22 protein-coding genes and 2 tRNA genes are annotated in these 21,684 nt (G+C 62.8%); 23 read left to right on the forward strand and 1 reads right to left on the reverse strand.

Going from position 1 to position 21,684, the window contains the following annotated elements; translation table 11 throughout:
- The first annotated feature begins 84 nt into the window (after positions 1–84).
- On the forward strand, positions 85–567 hold the full coding sequence (gene greA, locus C84B14_RS01210) for a transcription elongation factor GreA (protein ID WP_293627226.1): 483 nt from the start codon (positions 85–87) through the stop codon (positions 565–567).
- Between the two features lie 44 nt (positions 568–611).
- On the opposite strand, the gene yhbY is transcribed toward greA, so the two are convergent.
- Positions 612–947, reverse strand: coding sequence for a ribosome assembly RNA-binding protein YhbY (gene yhbY / locus C84B14_RS01215; protein WP_353221511.1), 336 nt, complete (start codon positions 945–947; stop codon positions 612–614).
- Between yhbY and C84B14_RS01220 the strand changes: the two genes are divergently transcribed.
- The 22 genes from C84B14_RS01220 (at position 946) to truB (ending at position 21,570) form a co-directional block, all read left to right on the forward strand.
- On the forward strand, positions 946–1,563 hold the full coding sequence (locus C84B14_RS01220) for an RlmE family RNA methyltransferase (protein WP_353221512.1): 618 nt from the start codon (positions 946–948) through the stop codon (positions 1,561–1,563). The two genes, yhbY and C84B14_RS01220, sit on opposite strands and share 2 nt — an antisense overlap.
- A gap of 106 nt (positions 1,564–1,669) precedes the next feature.
- Positions 1,670–3,631 (forward strand): ATP-dependent zinc metalloprotease FtsH, encoded by a 1,962-nt coding sequence (gene ftsH / locus C84B14_RS01225; RefSeq protein ID WP_353221513.1) that lies wholly within the window; start codon positions 1,670–1,672, stop codon positions 3,629–3,631.
- A gap of 153 nt (positions 3,632–3,784) precedes the next feature.
- Positions 3,785–4,564, forward strand: coding sequence for a dihydropteroate synthase (gene folP, locus C84B14_RS01230; RefSeq protein ID WP_348767206.1), 780 nt, complete (start codon positions 3,785–3,787; stop codon positions 4,562–4,564).
- Positions 4,565–4,593: 29 nt separating this feature from the next.
- Entirely contained in the window at positions 4,594–5,976 is a 1,383-nt protein-coding gene (glmM, locus tag C84B14_RS01235; protein ID WP_348767194.1) for a phosphoglucosamine mutase, read from the forward strand.
- Positions 5,977–6,010: 34 nt separating this feature from the next.
- A complete protein-coding gene (gene tpiA, locus C84B14_RS01240) occupies positions 6,011–6,766 on the forward strand; it encodes a triose-phosphate isomerase (RefSeq protein ID WP_353221514.1) in 756 nt (251 codons plus the stop codon).
- Positions 6,767–6,792: 26 nt separating this feature from the next.
- Positions 6,793–7,275, forward strand: a complete 483-nt coding sequence (gene secG, locus C84B14_RS17990) for a preprotein translocase subunit SecG (RefSeq protein WP_502949878.1) — start codon at positions 6,793–6,795, stop codon at positions 7,273–7,275.
- 23 nt (positions 7,276–7,298) lie between these two features.
- Positions 7,299–7,383 (forward strand) — tRNA-Leu (locus tag C84B14_RS01250).
- A gap of 40 nt (positions 7,384–7,423) precedes the next feature.
- The gene (locus C84B14_RS01255; RefSeq protein WP_353221515.1) at positions 7,424–8,782 is read left to right on the forward strand and encodes a Na(+)-translocating NADH-quinone reductase subunit A; all 1,359 of its coding nucleotides are present in this window, start codon (positions 7,424–7,426) and stop codon (positions 8,780–8,782) included.
- Positions 8,783–8,786: 4 nt separating this feature from the next.
- Positions 8,787–10,046 (forward strand): NADH:ubiquinone reductase (Na(+)-transporting) subunit B, encoded by a 1,260-nt coding sequence (locus tag C84B14_RS01260; protein WP_353221516.1) that lies wholly within the window; start codon positions 8,787–8,789, stop codon positions 10,044–10,046.
- A 3-nt stretch (positions 10,047–10,049) separates the two neighbouring features.
- Positions 10,050–10,859 (forward strand): Na(+)-translocating NADH-quinone reductase subunit C, encoded by an 810-nt coding sequence (locus C84B14_RS01265; protein ID WP_353221517.1) that lies wholly within the window; start codon positions 10,050–10,052, stop codon positions 10,857–10,859.
- A gap of 2 nt (positions 10,860–10,861) precedes the next feature.
- Positions 10,862–11,527 carry an NADH:ubiquinone reductase (Na(+)-transporting) subunit D gene (locus tag C84B14_RS01270; protein ID WP_293627246.1) on the forward strand — a complete coding sequence of 222 codons (666 nt, stop codon included), beginning with the start codon at positions 10,862–10,864 and terminating at the stop codon, positions 11,525–11,527.
- 24 nt (positions 11,528–11,551) lie between these two features.
- Positions 11,552–12,160 (forward strand): NADH:ubiquinone reductase (Na(+)-transporting) subunit E, encoded by a 609-nt coding sequence (nqrE, locus tag C84B14_RS01275; RefSeq protein WP_293627248.1) that lies wholly within the window; start codon positions 11,552–11,554, stop codon positions 12,158–12,160.
- A 29-nt stretch (positions 12,161–12,189) separates the two neighbouring features.
- The gene (gene nqrF / locus C84B14_RS01280) at positions 12,190–13,419 is read left to right on the forward strand and encodes an NADH:ubiquinone reductase (Na(+)-transporting) subunit F (RefSeq protein ID WP_348766582.1); all 1,230 of its coding nucleotides are present in this window, start codon (positions 12,190–12,192) and stop codon (positions 13,417–13,419) included.
- Between the two features lie 131 nt (positions 13,420–13,550).
- Entirely contained in the window at positions 13,551–14,636 is a 1,086-nt protein-coding gene (locus tag C84B14_RS01285) for an FAD:protein FMN transferase (RefSeq protein ID WP_353221518.1), read from the forward strand.
- The gene (locus C84B14_RS01290; RefSeq protein ID WP_348766580.1) at positions 14,633–14,821 is read left to right on the forward strand and encodes a DUF539 domain-containing protein; all 189 of its coding nucleotides are present in this window, start codon (positions 14,633–14,635) and stop codon (positions 14,819–14,821) included. Before C84B14_RS01285 ends, C84B14_RS01290 begins: the two co-directional genes overlap by 4 nt.
- Entirely contained in the window at positions 14,821–15,219 is a 399-nt protein-coding gene (locus C84B14_RS01295) for a CBS domain-containing protein (RefSeq protein WP_348766579.1), read from the forward strand. Before C84B14_RS01290 ends, C84B14_RS01295 begins: the two co-directional genes overlap by 1 nt.
- 110 nt (positions 15,220–15,329) lie before the next feature.
- A tRNA-Met gene (locus C84B14_RS01300) sits at positions 15,330–15,406 on the forward strand.
- A gap of 53 nt (positions 15,407–15,459) precedes the next feature.
- The gene (gene rimP, locus C84B14_RS01305; RefSeq protein WP_353221519.1) at positions 15,460–15,912 is read left to right on the forward strand and encodes a ribosome maturation factor RimP; all 453 of its coding nucleotides are present in this window, start codon (positions 15,460–15,462) and stop codon (positions 15,910–15,912) included.
- Positions 15,913–15,972: 60 nt separating this feature from the next.
- A complete protein-coding gene (nusA, locus tag C84B14_RS01310; protein ID WP_353221520.1) occupies positions 15,973–17,496 on the forward strand; it encodes a transcription termination factor NusA in 1,524 nt (507 codons plus the stop codon).
- 69 nt (positions 17,497–17,565) lie between these two features.
- Positions 17,566–20,205, forward strand: a complete 2,640-nt coding sequence (gene infB / locus C84B14_RS01315) for a translation initiation factor IF-2 (RefSeq protein WP_348766576.1) — start codon at positions 17,566–17,568, stop codon at positions 20,203–20,205.
- Between the two features lie 23 nt (positions 20,206–20,228).
- Positions 20,229–20,660 (forward strand): 30S ribosome-binding factor RbfA, encoded by a 432-nt coding sequence (gene rbfA, locus C84B14_RS01320; protein WP_353221521.1) that lies wholly within the window; start codon positions 20,229–20,231, stop codon positions 20,658–20,660.
- Positions 20,647–21,570, forward strand: coding sequence for a tRNA pseudouridine(55) synthase TruB (gene truB, locus C84B14_RS01325; RefSeq protein ID WP_353221522.1), 924 nt, complete (start codon positions 20,647–20,649; stop codon positions 21,568–21,570). The genes rbfA and truB overlap by 14 nt, the downstream gene beginning before the upstream one ends.
- The last annotated feature ends 114 nt before the right edge of the window (positions 21,571–21,684 follow it).

Here is a 21,684-nt window from a genome sequence, read left to right on the forward strand (position 1 = left end):
GATTCTTGCATCCGCAAACGAGAAACGGTCGCCGTAACGGCGGCCGTTTTGTTTTCGGGTGCGTTGTTTTTCCGAGGTGGAGCGATGGACAAGACACCGCTGACGCAGACCGGCGCCGACGCGCTACGTGATGAGCTCAAGCGACTCAAGAAGACCGAGCGCCCGCGCATCGTGGCGGCGATCGAGGAGGCTCGCGCCCATGGCGATCTCAAGGAGAATGCGGAGTACCACGCAGCCAAGGAAGAGCAGGGCTTCAACGAGGGTCGTATCAACGAGATCGAGTCGAAGCTTGCCACCGCGCAGATTATCGATGTCGCCCGCGTGGGTGCCCAGGCAAACGGTCGCGTGGTGTTCGGCGCCACGCTGGACCTGGCCGACGAGGACAGCGGCGAGGAGTTCACCTACCAGATCGTTGGCGAAGATGAAGCCGACATCAAGAAAGGACTTCTGTCGTTCGCCTCGCCGATTGCCCGTGCGCTGATCGGCAAGACCGAAGGCGATGTGGTCGATATCGAGGTGCCGGGCGGGCGCCGCACGCTCGAAATCGTCGAGGTGCGCTATATCTGATCGCGCTAGCGCTGCCGTGACCGGGCGTCGCGGCAGCGTCGCGACTACGTTTTTTCGGGGTTGGGACGATACAGCGTTGCGGTACGCCCGATCTGCTGTACGCAGGCCGCCTCGAGGCGTTCGCAAATCTGTTCGACCTCGGCACGTCGATCCTGTTTTTCTTCGGTGGCAAGTTTGACCTTCACCAGCTCATGATCGAACAGGGCGCGATCGATTTCAGCCAGTACAGGTTCGCTCAATCCGGCTGCGCCGGTTTGCACCACAGGCTTGAGGTGGTGAGCCTGTTTCTTGAGTGCGCGGCGGGATGCGGCATCGAGGTCTAGGGGCATTGGCGGTTTCACGACAGCTGGCTGAAAACAGCGCAACAGTATACGACCCATGAGCAAGCGCAGCGATACACGCCGTTGGCTGGACAAGCATCGTAACGATCCCTACGTGCGGGCAGCGCAGAAGGATAACTACCGCTCGCGCGCGGTCTACAAGCTGGCCGAGGTCGATGAGCGCGACCAGCTGCTCAAATCCAAGCAGTGCATCGTCGACCTTGGGGCGGCGCCCGGCGGCTGGAGCCAGTACTGTAGACGCCAGCGTCCACAGGCGCGCGTGGTGGCATTGGACCGCCTGGATATGAAGCCGATCGAGGGGGTGGATTTTCTCAACGTCGATTTCGCCGAACAGGCCGGGGTGGATAGCCTGATGCAGGCGCTGGGCAGCGACCGCGTCGATCTTGTACTTTCCGACATGGCCCCCAATTTGACAGGGATCATGGTGGCCGATCAGGCCGGCGTGATGCAGTTGGCAGAACTCGCGCTGGATCTGTGCGCTTCGGTGCTGGACGCTGAAGGCGATCTGTTCATCAAGGTGTTTCAGGGCGAGGGTTTCGACGAAATGCTGGTCGATATGCGCAAACGCTTTCGACGCGTGGCGGTGCGCAAGCCCAAGGCCTCGCGCGATGCGAGCCGCGAAATGTATCTGTTGGGCCAGGGCTGGCGTACATGAAGCTGTGGGATAAAGCAGCAGGCCGACAGGCCGATTGTTTATACTGTCCGCTACCAGGTCGGACACCAATCATACGACCGCAGGATCGCGGTCGAGGATGTAGATCTTGAACGAACTAGCTAAGAATCTGCTGTTGTGGGTCGTGATCGCGCTCGTGCTGATGAGCGTGTTCTCGAGCTTCGCGCCGTCGACGTCGAACGCCAACGAGGTGCCGTACTCGCAGTTCCTCGACCAGGTCGAAAACGGCAGCGTGGCGCAGGTCAATATCGAGGATCAGCGGATTCGCGGCCAGCTCAAGTCCGGCCAGAAATTCGCGACGTTCAGCCCCGAGTCCGACAACAAGGCCATGATCGGCACGCTGCGCCAGCACGACGTCGAGATCGTGGGCGAGCCGCCGGATCAGGGCTCGTTTCTCAAGCAGATTCTTATCTCCTGGTTCCCGTTCCTGCTGCTGATCGGCGTGTGGATCTATTTCATGCGCCAGATGCAGGGCGGCGGCGGTGGCCGCGGCGCGATGTCCTTCGGCAAGTCCAAGGCGCGCATGATGCAGGCCGACCAGGTCAAGATCACCTTCGCCGACGTGGCCGGTGTGGAAGAAGCCAAGTCCGAGGTACAGGAGCTGGTCGAATTCCTGTCCGAGCCGGGCAAGTTCCAGCGCGTGGGCGGCAAGATTCCGCGCGGCGTGCTCATGGTCGGTTCGCCGGGTACCGGCAAGACGCTGCTGGCCAAGGCCATCGCCGGCGAGGCCGGGGTGCCGTTCTTCTCCATCTCGGGCTCCGACTTCGTCGAGATGTTCGTCGGCGTGGGCGCATCGCGTGTGCGCGACATGTTCGAACAGGCCAAGAAGCAGTCGCCTTGCATCATCTTCATCGACGAAATCGATGCGGTCGGCCGCCAGCGTGGTGCCGGCCTGGGCGGCGGGCATGACGAGCGCGAGCAGACCCTCAACCAGCTGCTGGTCGAAATGGACGGTTTCGAAGGCAGCGAGGGCGTGATCGTGATCGCGGCCACCAACCGGCCCGACGTGCTCGATCCGGCGCTGCTGCGCCCCGGTCGTTTCGACCGCCAGGTGGTGGTGCCGCTGCCGGACGTGCGCGGTCGCGAGCAGATTCTGAAAGTGCACATGAAGAATGTGCCGATTCACGACAACGTGAAGGCCTCGATCATCGCCCGTGGCTGCCCGGGTTTTTCGGGTGCGGATCTGGCCAACCTGGTCAACGAGGCAGCGCTGTTCGCCGCGCGCGCCAACAAGAAGCTCGTGGTTCAGGAAGACTTCGAGCGCGCCAAGGACAAGATCATGATGGGCGCGGAGCGCAAGTCCATGGTCATGACCGAGGACGAGAAGCGCCTGACCGCCTATCACGAAGCCGGCCATGCGATCATCGGCCTGACCGTGCCCCAGCACGATCCGGTGCACAAGGTCACCATCGTGCCGCGCGGCCGTGCCCTGGGCGTGACCATGTTCCTGCCCGAAGAGGATCGCTACAGCTATTCCAAGCAGCGGCTGATCAGCCAGATCTGCACGCTCTACGGCGGGCGTCTGGCCGAGGAGATCATCTTCGGCAAGGAAGCGGTGACCACCGGTGCCTCGAACGATATCGAGCGCGTAACCGAAATCGCCCGCAACATGGTTACCAAGTGGGGCCTGTCCGACCGCCTTGGCCCCATCGCCTACGATACGGAAGACAATCAGCCCTTCCTGGGCAAGGCGGCCAGCCAGTCGAGCGGTATTTCCGACGAGACGGCGCATGCGATCGACAAGGAAATCCGTTCCATCATCGACGGCTGCTACGAGCGCGCCAAGCAGATTCTCGAGGATCATATGGACAAGCTGCATATGATGTCGGATGCGCTGATGAAGTATGAAACCATCGATCGCAAGCAGATCGACGAAATCATGCAGGGGCGCGAGCCCGGCCCGCCCGAAAGCTGGGACGACTCGGATACGCCGAGCTCGGGCGGCGGCAATGCGCCGACCGCGAGCGCGCCGGATTCCGATACCTCGTCCGACAAGCAGGACAAGGACGACAAGGGTGTGCCGAGCCCTGCGCACCATCGCGAATCCTGATCCTATCCGGGTTTGAGAAAGCCGGCAGGCAGCGTCTGCCGGCTTTTTCGTTCCAATGACAAGAAGTGATTTGGAGCGGTTCGTTGCCGTGTGGAGCGACGCGTGTATTTGAGTAGTCGTAACAGGCGTCTGGCGCTGTCCACGCCCGTGGTCATGGGTATTCTCAACGTCACCCCGGACTCCTTTTCCGACGGCGGCGCCTATGTGGAGACGACACGGGCGGTCGATCACGCGCTGGCGATGGTCGAGCAGGGCGCAGCGATCATCGATGTGGGCGGCGAGTCCACTCGGCCGGGCGCGGATCCGGTCGACGAAGGCGAAGAGCTGGCGCGCGTGCTGCCGGTGATCGAAGCCCTGCGCGCGCAGAGCGATGTGTTCATTTCGATCGATACGGTCAAGCCGTCGGTGATGCGCGCCGCCTGTGCGGCCGGGGCCGACATGATTAATGACGTCATGGCGTTGCGCGCCCCCGGGGCGCTCGAAGCGGCGCGCGATAGCGAGGCTTCGGTTTGTCTGATGCATATGCAGGGCGAGCCGCGCACCATGCAGTCGGCCCCGGCTTATCGCGATGTCGTCGCGGATGTGCGCGCGTTCCTGGCCGAGCGTGTAGCGGCCTGTCGCGAAGCGGGTATCGACGACAGCCGTCTTTGCGTGGACCCTGGCTTCGGCTTTGGCAAGACGCTCGCGCACAACCTGGCGCTTATGCGTCGGCTGCGCAGTTTTGTCGACGACGGCCTGCCCGTGCTGGTCGGCGTATCGCGTAAATCCATGTTCGCGAAGTTACATGGCCACGACGATATGGACAGTCGTATTCATGCCAGCGTGACGGCTGCCTTCTGGGCGGCGACCCAGGGCGCAGGTATCATCCGCAGCCACGATGTGGCCCCGACCGCCGAGGCGCTCACGCTCGCCGCGGCGCTGGTCGATAACTGATTCACCGGTTCAACAAGGAAGACACGACCGTGGCGCAGCGATATTTTGGAACGGACGGCATTCGTGGCGAAGTAGGCGAAGCGCCGCTGACGCCTGATTTTGCGCTCAAGCTTGGCTGGGCGGCCGGCCGTGTGCTGGTTCGCCGTCTGGGTGAGCGCGGCGTGCCGGAAAGCGCCGGCGAGCGCGCCCAGGTGCTCATCGGTAAGGACACGCGTTTGTCGGGCTATATGTTCGAGTCGGCCTTGGAAGCCGGTTTCGCGGCCGCCGGCGTGGACGTGCTGCTGGTCGGTCCGCTGCCGACACCGGCGATCGCCTATCTGGCGCGCACGTTCCGGGCCGGCGCGGGCGTGGTCATCAGCGCGTCGCACAACCCGTTTTCCGACAACGGCTTCAAGTTCTTTTCGCACTACGGGCAGAAGCTGGCCGACGAGGTCGAGGCGGAAATCGAGGCCGAGCTGGACCAGCCGCTGGTGTGCGTGGATTCCGATCGTCTCGGGCGCGCGCGCCGCGTGGAAAGCGCGCCCGGGCGCTATATCGAGTTCTGCAAATCCACCGCGCGCTTCGAAAACGGCGGCCTGTCGGGCATGAAGATCGTGCTCGACTGTGCCCACGGTGCGACCTATCACGTCGCACCCGATGTATTTCGCGAACTCGGCGCGCAGGTGGCGGTGATCGGGGCGTCGCCGGACGGGCTCAACATCAACCGCGATGTGGGGTCTACCCATCCAAAGGGTTTGTCCGACGCGGTGCGCGCACACGGCGCCGATGTGGGCATCGCGCTCGACGGTGACGGCGATCGCTGCATCATGGTCGATCACGAAGGCAATATCGTCGACGGCGATCAGCTGCTCTACGTCATCGCCAACGCCCGTCGTCAGGCCGGCGAGTTGCAGGGGCCGGTCGTGGGTACGCTGATGAGCAATCTGGGGCTCGCGCTGGCCTTCAAGCGCGACGGCGTCGAGTTCGAGCGTGCCAAGGTGGGCGACCGCTACGTCTTCGAACGCCTGCGCGCGCTGGGCGCGAACGTGGGCGGCGAGTCCTCGGGCCATATCCTTTGCCTGGATCGAGCCACCACCGGCGACGGTATCGTGTCGGCCCTGCAGGTGCTGGCGGCGATGGTGAGCACGGGTTCAAGCCTGCGCACGCTGGTCACCCCGGTCGACAAGTGTCCGCAGACTCTGATCAACGTGCGCATCACCCGCGGCAGTGCAGATAGCCTGATGCAGAACACGCAGGTCGTGGACGCGGTGCGCGACGTGGAAAATACGCTGGGCGACGAAGGTCGCGTATTATTGCGCCCCTCGGGCACCGAGCCGCTTCTGCGCGTGATGGTCGAAGGCACCGACGCGGGTGCCGTCGAAGACTGCGCCAACCGGCTTGCAGAAAGCGTGCGACAAGCCGCAGCCGCCTGAACAAAATCAACAAGACGACCATAGAGGGTATTCGATGAGCCGCAGGATGCTGATCGCAGGCAACTGGAAAATGAACGGCGATGCCGCCCAGGTGGACGCCTTCGCGCGGGCGCTGAGCGCGGACGCCGGCGCCATCTCGGCTGACATGCTGGTTTGCGTGCCGTTCGTCTATGTCGAGCGTCTGGCCGCCGGTCTGGCGGATGCGCCGGTCGCACTTGGCGCTCAGAACCTTGCCGCGGAAGTCGACCCGGGTGCGTTTACCGGCGAAGTCAACGGCGCGATGCTGGCGGATGTCGGCTGTCGTTACGTAATCGTGGGGCATTCCGAACGACGCGCGCTGTACGGCGAAACCGACGCCGTCGTCGCGGCCAAGGCCAGCGCAGCCGTGGCCGCCGGTCTCACGCCGATTGTCTGCGTTGGCGAAACGCTGGAGCAGCGCGAGGCCGATCAGACGGAAGCGGTCCTGGCCGCGCAGCTTGCGGCCCTGTTCGAGCAGTGTGATCGCGCGACGCTGGCCGCGGCCGTGATCGCATACGAGCCGATCTGGGCGATTGGTACCGGCCACTCGGCCTCGCCCGAGCAGGCCCAGGACGTCCACGCATTTTTGCGCGGACAAATCGCCGACAGGGATGCTACAATTGCCGAATCGGTTCTGCTGCTTTACGGCGGCAGCGTAAAGCCGGACAATGCCGCGGCGTTATTCGCCGGGGCGGACGTCGACGGCGCGCTGATTGGCGGCGCTTCGCTCAAGGCCGATTCATTCTTGGACATCGCGCGCGCGACCGGTTAGGCTCGCGCTCGTTCACAGGCTCTGGCATGGTTTATACAATACTGGTCGTCATCCAGGTCGTTGTTGCATTAGCTCTTATCGGGCTGATCCTCGTGCAGCATGGCAAGGGTGCAGACGCGGGTGCTGCCTTTGGCAGTGGCGCATCGGGTACGGTTTTCGGGGCCAAGGGTTCTGCGAACTTCATGACCCGTGCGACCGCCTCGCTGGCGACGGTATTCTTTGCCATCAGCCTGACGCTGGCCTACCTGATCAACGGTGCGAGCACGCCCACGGGCAGTGTGACCGATCAGGTGCAGCAGCAGGCGCCGGGTTCGTCGCTGTTGTCGGACGGTAACAACAACGGCGTTGCCGGCGACGAAGTGGTCACCGGCGACGGTTCGGCGTCCAACGCCGATAACGAAGACCAGAGTGCGCCTGCCGACACGGGTTCGGCGGCGCCGCAAGAAGTTCCGGCCGATAACGGCGACAACGCCGATACGGACGAACCCAGTGCACAGGTGCCCGAATAGGGCGTGCACGGGTCCACGATCATGCCGACGTGGTGGAATTGGTAGACACGCTGTCTTGAGGGGGCAGTAGCGAGAGCTGTGCCGGTTCGAGTCCGGCCGTCGGCACCATACAATTTGTCAGCGACGTGAGAGGCACGCCAGCGGCGATATGCGAGTCACGATCAGAAAGGGCTTGGACCTGCCAATCGGCGGCGCTCCGAGACAGGTCATTCAGGATGCGTCGCCGGTCAGTCGCGTCGCGGTCGTCGGCACCGACTACCACGGCATGAAGCCGACGATGGCGGTCAGCGAGGGCGATCGCGTCAAGCTCGGCCAGCCGCTTTTCGAAGACAAGAAAACGCCCGGGGTCATCTACACCGCGCCGGGTGCAGGCGAAGTGGTCGCAATCAATCGCGGCGCCAAGCGCGTGCTTCAGTCCGTGGTCATCCGGCTCGACACCGATGCCGGCGCCGATGACGAAATTACCTTCGAATCGCATAGCCCCGAGAAACTGGGCGAGCTCGACGCTGGGCGTGTAGAAACGACGCTGATCGAGTCCGGTCTCTGGACTGCGCTGCGCACGCGCCCGTTTAGCAAAGTCCCCGCCCCGGGCACGCGCCCGCGCTCCATTTTTGTGACCGCGATCGATACCAATCCGCTCGCGGCTGATCCGGCAGTGATCGTCAATCAACGACGCTCCGATTTCGTCAATGGTTTGCGCGCGCTGTCGCGGCTGACCGAAGGGTCGGTCTATATCTGCAAGTCGCCGGGGGCGGATATCCCGCAGCCGGGCGGCAGTCAGTTCGTGACCGCCGAGTTCGAAGGCAAGCATCCGGCCGGGCTGGTCGGTACCCACGTGCATTTTCTCGACCCGGTCGGCGTCGATAGCTGTGTGTGGCATCTGGGCTATCAGGACGTCATGGCCATCGGCGCGTTGTTCACCAACGGGCGTATCAACGTCGAGCGCGTGGTCGCGCTCTGCGGGCCGGCCGCATCGAATCCGCGCCTGCTGCGCACGCGTATGGGTGCAAGTACGGATGAGTTGCTGCACGGCGAGCTCGAAGGCGACGAGGTTCGCGCGATCTCCGGCTCGGTTCTGTCCGGGCGTCGCGCCGCCGAGTGGGGTTCCTTCATCGGCCGCTACGACACCCAGCTGACGCTGTTGCCGGAAAGCCGGGAGCGGCCGTTCATGGGCTGGTTGGCGCCGGGCCGTGATCGCTTCTCCAAGATCAACGTCTTTCTGTCGAGCCTGCTCAAGCCGTCGAGTTACAAATTCAATACGTCGCAGAACGGCAGTGCCCGAGCGATGGTGCCGATCGGCAACTACGAAGAAGTCATGCCGCTCGATATTCTGCCCACGCAGCTGCTGCGCGCACTGCTGGTGCAGGATACGGACAGCGCCCAGGCGCTGGGTGCCACCGAGCTCGACGAAGAGGATTTGGCACTGCTGACGTTCGTCGACGTGGCCAAATACGATTTCGGGCCGCACCTGCGTGCGAATCTCGACATCATCGAACGCGAGGGTTGATTCCATGGCGGGTTTGAGAGAAGGGCTGGATCGCTTGCACCCGCTGTTCGCCAAGGGCGGACGGTTCGAGCGTTTCTATGCGCTCTATGAAATGGTGGATACGTTCTTTTATTCACCGGCGGACACGACCCGAAACGCGCCCCACGTCCGCGACGGGATCGACCTCAAGCGCGTAATGATCTACGTGTGGCTGGCGACCTTCCCCTGTATTTTCATGGCCTGCTGGAATACCGGCTTTCAGGCCAATATGGCCATGTCGCAGATGGGCCTCGACAGCGTCGATAACTGGCGCCAGATACCCCTGGCCTGGTTCGGTGTCGGCCACAGCCCCGATAGTTTCTGGGACAACTTCGTCTTCGGGTTCTGGTATTTCGCGCCGGTCTATTTCGTGACGTTCGTGGTGGGCGGCATCTGGGAGGCGCTGTTTGCCGCAGTTCGCAATCACGAAATCAACGAAGGCTTCTTTGCCACGTCCATTCTCTACACGCTGACGCTGCCGCCGGCGATCCCGCTCTGGCAGGCCGCGCTGGGTATTACCTTCGGCATTGTCGTGGGTAAGGAAGTGTTTGGCGGTACCGGCAAGAACTTCCTCAATCCGGCGCTCACCGGCCGTGCGTTCCTGTTCTTCGCCTTTCCTGCCTATATGTCCGGCGATAGCGTCTGGACCGCCGTCGACGGCTGGTCGGCGGCCACGCCGCTGGGCCTGGGTGCGAGTGATGGCATGAACGCGATCACCAGTCAGATTACCTGGTGGGATGCATTCGCCGGCGATATCCAGGGCTCGCTGGGGTCGACCTCCACGCTGGCGATTCTTCTGGGCGCAGCATTTTTGCTCTACACCCGGGTGGCGTCCTGGCGGATCATGGCCGGCTGCGTGGGCGGCCTGGTCGGTATCACTTTGCTGTTCAACCTCATCGGCAGCGATACCAACCAGATGTTCGCCATGCCGTGGTACTGGCATCTGGTGATTGGCGGTTTTGCCTTCGGTGCCGTGTTCATGGCAACGGATCCGGTCAGCGCCTCGATGACCAACACCGGACGCCTGATCTACGGCGCGCTAATCGGCGTGATGACCGGTCTGGTGCGGGTGGTCAATCCGGCCTTCCCGGAAGGCATCATGCTGGCGATTCTGTTTGCGAACATCTTTGCACCGCTAATCGACTATTTTGTGGTGCAGGCCAACGTGCGGCGGCGCCAGAAGCGTCTGGCCAGCGCCAACGGCAGCCGGCGCGGCAAGTCGGTCGATACGGTGGCCGCGGAGTAGATCATGGTTGGTATTGTCGGATTTTCTCGTGACGGCGTCGGCTACGTGGTGGTGGTCGCGCTTGCCGTGTGCCTGGTTTGCTCGGTGCTGGTGGCGTCGGCGGCGACCTTCCTCAAGCCCATGCAGACGGTCAACGCCAAGGCTGACCGCCGCAGTAACATCCTCGAGGTCGCGGGGCTGCCCAGCGGTGCCGATGTCGACGTGAACGAAGTCTTTCGCGACCGCATCGAAGCCCGCGTAGTCGACTTGTCCACCGGCGAATACGTGCCGGACATGGAGTCGGGCAACTTCGACCAGCGGCGCGCGGCATCGGACCCTGACACCAGCATCAAGATCCCGCGCTCGCAGGATATCGCCGATATCAAGCAGCGCTCGAAGTATGCCGAGGTGTATCTGGTCAAGGATGACCAGGGCAAGCTCAAGACCATCGTGCTGCCGATTCATGGCTATGGCCTGTGGTCGACGATGTACGGCTTTCTGGCGCTCGCGCCCGACGCGAACACGGTCCAGGGCATCAAGTACTACGAGCAGGGCGAAACGCCCGGTCTCGGTGCCGAAGTGGAAAATCCGCGCTGGCGTGCCAAATGGGACGGCAAGAAGGTCTACGATGACAGCGGCGACGTGGAGTTGAGCGTAATCAAGGGCAGTGTCGGCCAGGGTACGCCGAACGCGCAGTACAAGGTTGACGGCCTGTCCGGCGCGACGCTGACCAGCCGCGGCGTGTCGAATACGATTCACTACTGGTTGGGCGAGAACGGGTTCGAGCCCTTTCTCGACAAGATTCGCAGCGGCAAGCTGTCGGCGGAGGGATAGACATGGCACAGAGTCAGGCTATGAAGGTGTTGACCGAACCGCTGGTCAACAACAATCCGATCGCCCTGCAGATTCTGGGTATTTGTAGCGCGCTTGCCGTGACCAACCAGGTCGCGACCGCGTTGCTGATGTGCGCCGCGCTGACTGCGGTTACCGCCTGTTCGAATTTTTCGATCAGCCTGATCCGCAACCATATCCCGTCGAGCATTCGCATCATCGTGCAGATGACCATCATCGCTTCGCTGGTGATCGTGGTGGATCAGCTGCTCAAGGCCTTCGCCTACGATCTGGCCAAGTCGATGTCGGTGTTCGTGGGTCTGATCATCACCAACTGCATCGTCATGGGGCGCGCTGAAGCCTTTGCCATGAAGGAGCCGCCGGGTCTGGCGTTTCTCGACGGTCTGGGCAACGGGCTCGGCTACAGCCTGATCCTGCTCCTGGTAGGCGTGATCCGCGAGCTGTTCGGCGCCGGCTCCCTGCTGGGCTATCAGATTCTTCCGCTGGCCAGCGCGGGCGGCTGGTATGTGCCGTTGGGCATCATGCTGCTGCCGCCGAGCGCGTTCTTCATTATCGGGTTTCTGATCTGGGGGCTGCGCAGCTGGAAGCCCGAGCAGAACGAAGAAGCGGACTATCAGATCCACCAGGTGCATCGCACCGAAGTCGTCTAGCGGCAGACCGACGAGGCATTCGACGTGGAAAACTATCTCAGCATTCTGATCAAATCGGTCTTTATCGAGAACCTGGCGCTCGCCTTCTTTCTCGGTATGTGTACCTTTCTGGCCCTGTCGAAGAAGATTTCGACGGCAATCGGGCTCGGCGTTGCGGTCATCGTGGTGCAGGGTCTGACCGTGCCGGTCAACAACCTGATCTATCAGCATCTGCTCAAAGAGGGCGCACTGGCCTGGGCCGGGCTGCCGAACACCGACCTGAGCTTTCTGGGTCTGATCAGCTATATCGGCGTGATAGCGGCCATGGTCCAGATTCTCGAGATGTTTCTCGACCGGTTCGTGCCGGCGCTCTACGCTGCGCTGGGCATCTTTCTGCCGCTGATCACGGTGAACTGCGCGATCATGGGCGGTTCGCTGTTCATGGTCGAGCGCGACTACGGTTTTGGCGAGAGTCTGACCTATGGCCTGGGCAGCGGCATTGGCTGGGCGCTGGCCATCGCCGCGCTGGCCGGCGTGCGCGAAAAGCTCAAGTACTCGGACGTCCCGGACGGGCTCCAGGGGCTTGGCATTACTTTCATTACGGTGGGCTTGATGTCGCTGGGCTTCATGGCCTTTTCCGGTATTCAGCTCTAGACACGCGACTTCGGAGAACGTGAGAACTCATGGGTGAAGTAGCGCAAATCAGTCTTGGCGTCGGGGTGTTTACCGGCGTCGTGTTGTTCCTGGTGGCGGTGATCCTGCTGGCCAAGTCGCGGCTGGTCGCCAGCGGCAACGTCAATATCGAGATCAACGGCGAGAAGACCATCAAGGCCGCCGTGGGCACGAAGCTGCTGGGCGCGCTGGCCGACTCCAAGCTTTACGTATCGTCTGCCTGCGGCGGCGGCGGTACCTGTGCGCAGTGCCGGGTGAAGGTGCTCGAAGGCGGCGGCGCAATCCTGCCCACCGAGGAAAGCCATATCAACAAGCGCGAAGCGCGCGAGGGTGATCGGCTGTCCTGTCAGGTGACCGTTAAGCAGGACATGAAGATCAAGGTTCCGGAGGAAGTCTTCGGCGTCAAGCAGTGGAAGTGCAAGGTCCGCTCGAACGATAACGTCGCCACCTTCATCAAGGAACTCGTGCTCGAACTACCCAAGGGCGAGCACGTCAATTTTAGAGCCGGCGGCTATATCCAGATTACCTGTCCGCCGCACGAAGTGGCGTACAAGGACTTCGTGATCGACGAGCGCTTTCATGAGGACTGGGATACCCATAACCTCTGGCGTTATGTATCGAAGGTCGACGAGACCGTGACGCGTGCCTATTCGATGGCAAACTATCCGGAAGAAGAGGGCATCATCATGCTCAACGTCCGGATCGCCACGCCGCCGCCGCGCAACCCGGACGTCAAGCCGGGGGAAATGAGTTCCTACATCTTCGGCCTCAAGCCGGGGGACGAAGTGCTCATTTCCGGGCCGTTCGGCGAATTTTTCGCCAAAGATACCGACGCGGAAATGGTGTTCGTGGGCGGTGGCGCCGGAATGGCGCCGATGCGTTCCCACATCTTCGACCAGCTTGGGCGTCTCAAGACCAACCGCAAGATGTCGTTCTGGTACGGCGCGCGTTCAAAACGCGAAATGTTCTATGTGAACGACTTCGACACGCTGGCCGAAGAAAACGACAACTTCACCTGGACCGTCGCCTTGTCCGACGCCAAGGACGAAGACGAATGGACCGGGGAGACCGGGTTCATTCATAACGTTCTCTACGAGCGCTATCTCAAGGATCATCCCGCGCCGGAAGACTGTGAGTATTATCTGTGCGGCCCGCCCATCATGAATGCGTCGGTGATCAGCATGCTCGAGGATCTGGGCGTCGAGCCGGAAAACATCATGCTGGACGACTTCGGGGGCTAACGCTTCGCGACCGTCGCCCGTCAACGACCCCGCGTATGGCCTGGCCGCGCGGGGTTTTTGTTGGCTGAATGTAGAGTTGTCCCGCGAGCTGCTCCGCGTATCCAGATGAACGCGGGCGTGAAGGAAAAGATATGCAAGCCAACATCGTTCATTCCGAAACAGGCGCGCCGGTACGGCGCGGGCGATCGCGCCCGTGGGCGCTGGCGCTGACGCTAACTTTCGCGCTGACTCTTCTTGCAGCTTGCAGCGGCGAAGAGCGCGAACCGATTGCCGTGAGTGGTCCCGCCCAGGGGACAACCTACAGCGTTACGATCATGCAGCCGCCCGCCGAGCTCGATAGGGCCCGCGTTAAGGCGGCCATGGACGAGTTGATCGAAAAGATCGACGCGCAGATGTCGACTTGGCGCGACGACTCCGAAATCGCGCGCTTCAACGCCGCGCCCCAGGGCGAATGGGTGCCGGTATCGCCGGAGTTCGCGCAACTGACCCGGCGCGCGCTTGCGCTTGGACGCGACACCAATGGTGCCTTCGATGTCACCCTGGCGCCTATCCTGAAGGTATGGGGTTTTGGTGCGGGCGCGACCGAGCCCACCCGCCTGCCGACCGCCGACGAACTGGCAGCCGCTCGTGAGCACACCGGGCTCGGGCTTGTCGAAGTACGGGACGAGCCGCCCGCGCTGAGAAAGCGCGGCGCCGGTGTGACCCTCGACCTTGCCGGGCTGGCGCAGGGCTATACGGTCGACCTCATGGCCAAACGTCTCGATGAGCTGGGCGCGAAGCGCTATCTCGCCGAGCTGGGCGGGGAGCTGTATGCGAAAGGCAACAAGACCGGGCGCTCGCCCTGGCGTATCGGCGTGGAGAAGCCCAAGGCCGGTGCGCGGGAAATCGAGCGCGTGGTTGGTCTGGCCGATGCAGGCATGACCACCTCGGGCGATTACCGCGACTATTTCGAAATCGACGGTCGACGGTTTTCGCATACGATTGACCCGCGCACGGGGCGCCCGGTTGCCCACGATGTGCGTGCCGTCACCGTAATCGCGAAAGATGCCACGCGCGCCGACGCGATGGCGACCGCCTTGCTGGTGATGGGCAAAGAGGCCGGGCTTCGGTATGCGAATGAACACGATCTGGCCGCGTTATTCGTGAGCGGCGACGCACCGGCGTATACTGAAACCTATTCTAAGGCGTTCGAACCCTATATCGAGGAGTCGAAATGACACAGTTGCTGATACTCACCCTCGTGGCCTTCGCTGTAATGGCGCTGGTCGTCGCCGGCATGGCGGTCGGGGTCATGGTGACCGGTCGCGAAATCAAGGGCAGCTGCGGCGGCGTCGGTGGCGGTGATTGTGCCTGCAGCAAGGGCGGCAACTGCCCGACGACCGACAAGGCGCAGTCGCACTGATGTCTGCGCCATCGCTAGTCGTCAAGGACTACATGCGCGAGGTCCTGGTGACCTTCCGTCCCGACACCGACGCACTGCGCGCGGTGCATCTGCTGCTTGAAAAAGGCGTCTCGGGCGCGCCGGTCACCGACCGGCTTGGCAACATCGTGGGGTTGCTGTCGGAAAAGGATTTGCTCGGTATCGCGCTCGAGGCGGGCTACCATGGCGACGCTGCGGGGACTATCGAAGCACTGATGTCGAAAAAAGTCGTGACAATCGACGCAGAAGATAGTATTGTTAGCGCCGCTCGGATACTCCGGGATGCGTCGACGGAGACGCTGCCGGTGATGCTCGAAGGGCGTCTCGCCGGTATGATTACCCGTCAGGACGTACTTCGTGCATTCGAGAGCCAGCGCTAGTTTGGGCGTATTGAATTACGCATTCGCTAGTGAATTTTTTTTGAAGCTATAGTGACAAATCAGGGCCTTGCATTATGAAGGCCAATTCATTATAGTTTCGCGCCATCGGGTGCGGGGTGGAGCAGTCTGGCAGCTCGTCGGGCTCATAACCCGAAGGTCGCAGGTTCGAATCCTGCCCCCGCTACCACATCTTGGTTGGATTAAAAGCCCCCGATGCGGGGCTTTTTTTATTGGCGCTTTATGTCGCAACGTCTTCACGAACTGCTCGAACCGATCATCAACGATCTGGGCTACGAGCTCTGGCATCTCGAATCGGTCGGCGCGGGCCGCAACCGCGTGCTGCGTATGTATATCGATTCGCCCGAGGGCATCGCACTGGAAGACTGCGAGGCAGTCAGCCATGAGGTGAGCGCGGCGCTGGATGTCGAAGACGAGGGCAGTGACCAGTATCAGCTGGAAGTATCGTCGCCGGGCCTGGATCGGCCGCTCGTTACCGGCGAGCATTTTCGCCGCTTCCTTGGCGAGCGCGCACGCGTCAACATGTTCGCGCCGGTCGCCGGCAAGCGAAAGCTGCGCGGTACGATTCTGGCGGTCAACGGCGACACGGTTGATTTGGGCTGTGACGACCAGACATACAGCCTCGCGACAGGTGATATGGCGAAAGCCCGGCTGGAGCCCGTCTTTGAAGAATAGGGGCTTTGTCGAAGCGATTTTGCCGGTCAAACGCAACACGAACGATTTCGGGTGGCAGCGATGAACAAGAATGTCCTATTGGTCGCCGAGGCGGTTTCAAACGAGAAAGGCGTCGATCGAGAGATCATCTTCGAGGCGATCGAAGCCGCGCTCTCTTCGGCAACCCGCAAGAAGCACGGCGGCGAAATCGCGGTGCGGGTCGCCGTCGACCGCAAGACGGGTCACTACGAAACGTTCCGGCGCTGGCAGGTGATCGAGCCGGGCGCCGAGGGCGAAGACGGCGAGCCGGTATTCATCGAAGCGCCGGATCGCGAGATCTCGCTCGAAACCGCCCGCGAGAACTATCCCGATATCCAGTCCGGCGAGTTCATCGAAGAACCGATGGAGTCGGTCGAGTTCGGGCGTATCGCAGCCCAGGCCGCAAAACAGGTCATCGTACAGAAAGTGCGCGAGGCCGAGCGGGCCCAGATTGTCGATCAATACAAGCATCGCGTGGGCGAGCTGATCACCGGGCTGGTCAAGCGCATGGAGCGCGGCGCCGTGATCCTGGACCTAGGTGGTAACGCCGAGGCGATTATCCCGCGCGATCAGATGATCCCGCGCGAGCCGATGCGCCCCGGTGATCGCGTGCGCGGCTATCTTTACGACGTGCGCCCCGAGCAGCGCGGCCCCCAGCTTTTCGTCTCTCGCACCAAGCCCGAATTCCTGCTCGAGCTGTTCAAGCTGGAAGTGCCGGAAATCGGCCAGGGCCTGATTGAACTGCGCGGCGGCGCGCGCGATCCGGGCCTGCGCGCCAAGATCTCGGTCCAGGCCAAGGATCGCCGTATCGACCCGGTCGGTGCCTGCGTCGGCATGCGGGGTTCGCGCGTACAAAGCGTGTCGAACGAGCTTGCCGGCGAGCGTATCGATATCATCATGTGGAACGAGAATCCGGCACAGTTCGTCATCAACGCGATGGCGCCGGCGGAAGTCGAATCCATCGTGCTCGACGAAGACTCGGGCAGTATGGATCTGGCGGTCGCCGAAGACGTGCTGGCCAAGGCGATCGGTCGCGGTGGTCAGAACATTAGGCTTGCCTCGGAGCTGACCGGCTGGAAGCTCAACGTCATGACCGTGGAAGACGCGGATGCGAAGAGCGAGGCCGAAGGCGAAGCGTTGCAGACGATGTTTCGCGAGCAGCTCGACGTCGACGACGAGGTCGCCGTCATCCTGGTCCAGGAAGGCTTTACGACCACCGAGGAAATCGCCTACGTGCCCCTCGAAGAGCTGGCCGAGATCGAGGAGTTCGACGAGGATATCGGCGAGGAGCTGCGTAACCGCGCTCGCGATTACCTGCTGTCCAAGGCGATTTCCAGCGTGGAAGGCGGGGCCGAGGTCGACGACGACCTTTACGAAGTCGACGGCGTAGACGAGGAACTTGCCGCCCGCCTGGGCGAAAACGGTATCCTCTCGCGCGACGACCTCGCCGAACTCGGCGCGGACGAACTCGTCGAGATGGTCGAAATGGATGAGGCAACGGCCGGCAAGCTGATCATGGCTGCGCGGGCGCACTGGTTTGCTGACGAGCAGGCCGACGCCGAATAGAATTGTCCTGAACAAACGGACGCCCGGCGCGGCAACGCACCAGCGCGGGCCCCATGGAGTAAGCAGAATATGGCGCAAACGACAGTCAAACAGCTGGCATCGGAAGTCGGTATTCCGGTGGAGCGACTGATCACGCGCTTGGCCGAAGCCGGTGTCTCCGCTTCTACGGAGAGCGACGGCATCAGCGACGACGACAAGCTCAAGTTGCTGCGGCATCTTCGTGAAAGCGGCGGCGCGTCTCGGTCGGGTGGAAAACTCGGTACTCGCAAGAGCGGTGTCTCGTCGCGTCGGCGGTCGACCTCGGAGTTGAAGGTCAACACCGGCCGTGGCGCGACCTCGGGTCGTACGGTCAGCGTGGAAGTACGCAAGCGCCGGACCTATCGGCAAGAACAGCAGCCTGAAGCGGCGCCGGAACAGACGCCAGCTCAGGACGCCGAACAGCAGGCGCGCGTAGAAGCCGAAAAGGCAGAACAGGATCGCGTCGCACAGGAAGCCGCGGAACAGGCGCGCCGCGAAGAAGCGGAGCGCGCCGAGGCCGAGGCCAAGGCCCAGCGCGAGCAGGAAGAGGCGCTGCGTCAGCAGGCCGAGGAGCGCGCCAAGCGCGAAGCCGAGATCAATGCCCAGCGGGAGGCCAAGGAAAAGGCCGATCGCGAAGCGCTCGACAAGGAACGCGCCAAGCGTACCGTCAAGGTCGACGACGCGCGCTCGCGTGCCCAGGAAAATCTGCGCCGCGCCGCGGAAAGCCATGGTCGCACCCAGGAAGACGTCGACCGCGAGAAGAATCGCGGCAAGCGCAAGGAATTGCACGTCGCCGAAGGCAAGGAAGGGCGGCGCAAGAGCAAGAAGAAGCGGGTTACCCGTAGTGCCAGCAAGGTTAACGTTGCCACCGAACACGGCTTCGAGCGTCCGACCGCCCCGGTAGTTCGGGACGTCGAAATTCCCGAGCTCATCACCGTGTCCGAGCTGGCCCAGCGCATGGCCGTCAAGGGCGGTGATCTGCTCAAGCGCATGATGAAGCTGGGCGTGATGGCCACCATCAACCAGACCGTCGACCAGGATACGGCGTATCTGCTGGTCGAGGAGATGGGCCACAATCCGAAGCCGGTCAAGTCCGAGACGGCGGAAGAAACGCTGATCGACGAAGTGCGTGCCGAGGAGAACGAAGTCGAAGGCGTCACCCGCGCGCCGGTCGTGACCATCATGGGTCACGTCGACCACGGCAAGACCTCGCTGCTCGACTATATCCGTCGTACCAAGGTGCAGGCCGGTGAAGCCGGCGGCATTACCCAGCACATCGGCGCCTATCACGTGAAGCACGACAAGGGCGCGATCACCTTTATCGATACCCCGGGCCACGCGGCGTTTACCCGCATGCGTGCTCGCGGTGCCGAGATTACCGATATCGCGATTCTGATCGTGGCCGCCGACGACGGCGTGATGCCGCAGACCAAGGAATCGATCCAGCATGCGCGTGCGGCCGGCGTGCCGATCGTGGTCGCGGTCACCAAAATGGACGTACAGGCGGCCGATATCGATAAGGTCAAGAGTGGCCTGTCGGCTGAAGACATCATCCCGGAGGACTGGGGCGGCGATACCATGGTGGTACCGGTGTCCTCGCATACCGGTGAAGGCATCGACGATCTGCTCGACGCCATCCTGCTGCAGGCCGAGGTGGCCGAATTCAAGGCGCCGATCGACGTGCCGGCCCGTGGCACGGTCATCGAGTCCAGCCTCGAGAAGGGTCGTGGCCCGGTCGCCACCATTCTGGTGAAGGCCGGCACCCTCAAGCGTGGTGACGCCATCCTGGCCGGCCCGCATTTCGGTCGTGTTCGTGCCATGTTCAACGAGCTGGGCGAGCAGGTGAAATCCGCCGGCCCGTCTATTCCGGTCGAGGTGCTGGGGCTGTCCGGCACGCCGGAAGCCGGCGACGATGCGTTCGTGGTGGCCAACGAGAAGCGGGCCAAGGAAATTGCCTCGCAGCGCGACGAGCGCGAACGCGAGAACAAGCTGGCCCAGCAACAGGCGGCGCGTCTGGAAGAAGTGTTCTCCGCCATTGGCGAGAACGGGCCGTCGGAAACCAAGGATCTCAACCTGCTCATCAAGGGCGACGTGCAGGGCAGTGTGGAAGCACTGGTCGAGTCGCTGGGCAAGATCCCCTCGGAAGAGGTCAAGATCCGCATCATTTCGAGCGGCGTGGGCGGTATCAGCGAATCCGATGTGGAACTGGCTCTGGCGTCGAAGGCGATCATCATCGGCTTCAACGTGCGTGCCGATGCCAAGGCGCGCAAGGTGATCCAGGAGTCGGGCGTGGACGTGCGCTATTACAGCGTCATCTACGAAGCGATCCAGGATGTCACCGACGCGGTCAGCGGCCTGCTGGGCACGGAAGTGCGCGAAGAGATCATCGGCCTGGCGGAAGTGCGGGATGTGTTCCGTTCCTCCAAGCTGGGCGCGATCGCGGGCTGCCTGGTTGCCGACGGCAACGTGGTGCGTGGCCAGCCGATTCGCGTGCTGCGCGACAACGTGGTGGTCTACGAAGGCGAGCTCGAATCGCTGCGCCGCCACAAGGACGACGTCAACCGCGTGCCGGCCGGTACCGAGTGCGGTATTGGTGTCAAGAACTACAACGACATCAAGCCCGGTGACCAGATCGAGGTCTACGAGCGCACGGAAGTCCAGCGCGCGGTGCAGACGGCAGAGCCGGCCTAGGCCGGCCGCGCAGAGGCGCCGACATGGCACGCGAATTTTCTCGCAAGCATCGGGTGGCCGAGGAGCTTAAACGCGAGCTCGGCATCCTGATCACCACCGAGGTCAAGGATCCGCGCGTGCGGCTGGTGGCGATCACCTCGGTCGAAGTCTCGCCGGATCTGGCGTATGCCAAGGTGTTCGTCGGCAGCTTCGACGTCACGGCGCCGCCGGAAGAGTCGAGCAAGGCGATCGAAGGGCTCAACGCGGCGCGCGGTTTTCTCAAGCGGTCGCTCGGCAAGCGGCTGCGTCTGCGCCTGATGCCCGAACTGCGATTTATCGAAGACACCACCGAACGCGATGCCCAGCATATGCGCGAAGTCATCAATTCGGCGGTGGCCGAAGATCGTCGCCACGGCGACCCGTTGGCCGACGACGACAGCGCCGCCGACGATAGCGAGGCGCATGGGGCGTCGTAAGCGCGGGCAGGATATCGACGGCGTCGTGCTGCTCGACAAGCCTGTCGGTTGTTCTTCCAACGCAGCCCTGCAACGCGTGCGTCGTGCCTTCGATGCTCGCAAGGCCGGTCATACCGGCAGCCTCGACCCGTTGGCGAGTGGCCTTCTGCCCGTATGCCTGGGCGAGGCGACCAAGGTGTCTTCCTATCTTCTGGCGGCCGACAAAACCTATCGCGTGACCGCATTGCACGGGGCCCAGACGGCTACCGGCGATCGCGAGGGCGACATCGTGGCGCGCAGCGACGTCGCCATGCCGGATCGCGATGCGCTGGAATCGATTCTGGCGGGCTTTATCGGCCCGCAGCAGCAGATTCCGCCCATGTACTCCGCTCTCAAGAAGGACGGAAAACGGCTCTACGAGCACGCACGGGCCGGCGAGACGGTCGAGCGTGAACCGCGCGATATAACCGTCCACGTAATCGAACTCATCGATTGCGATGCGCACAGCTTTACCTTGGAGACGCGTGTCTCCAGCGGCACGTATATCCGAACGCTGGTCGAGGACATCGCGGCGGCCTGGCAGGGCGTGGCCCATGTCGGCAGCCTGCATCGCACGGCGATCGGCCGCTTGGGCACGGAACTGGGCATGACGGCGCTCGCCGATATCGAAGATCACGCCGCGGCGGGCGAATCGCTCGACCAATGGCTGCTGCCGCTGTCGGTAGCGGTCGCGGATTGGCCGCAGGTGGTGCTCGATCAGGCCGGTGCGGCGGCCATGAACCATGGGCGTGCGGTGGAATGTCCCGCTGCTGTCGACGCGTCGCAGACTCTGTGTATCTGTGATGATCAGGGCCAGATCCTCGGCCTGGGCTATATCGATGAACGCGGCATGCTCGCCCCCAAGCGGTTGTTTGCTCGGCCGCAGCGATAGCGCCCAGCCCAGACCTTCGCGCTGCGCCGGCCCACGCCGCACGGGATCGCGCGAAACCGGTTGTACAGCGTGGCGCCAAGCCGATAGAATATGCGCCTCGCGGCACATGCGGCT

This window comes from Salinisphaera sp. C84B14 (assembly GCF_040361435.1).
GTDB lineage: Bacteria > Pseudomonadota > Gammaproteobacteria > Nevskiales > Salinisphaeraceae > Salinisphaera.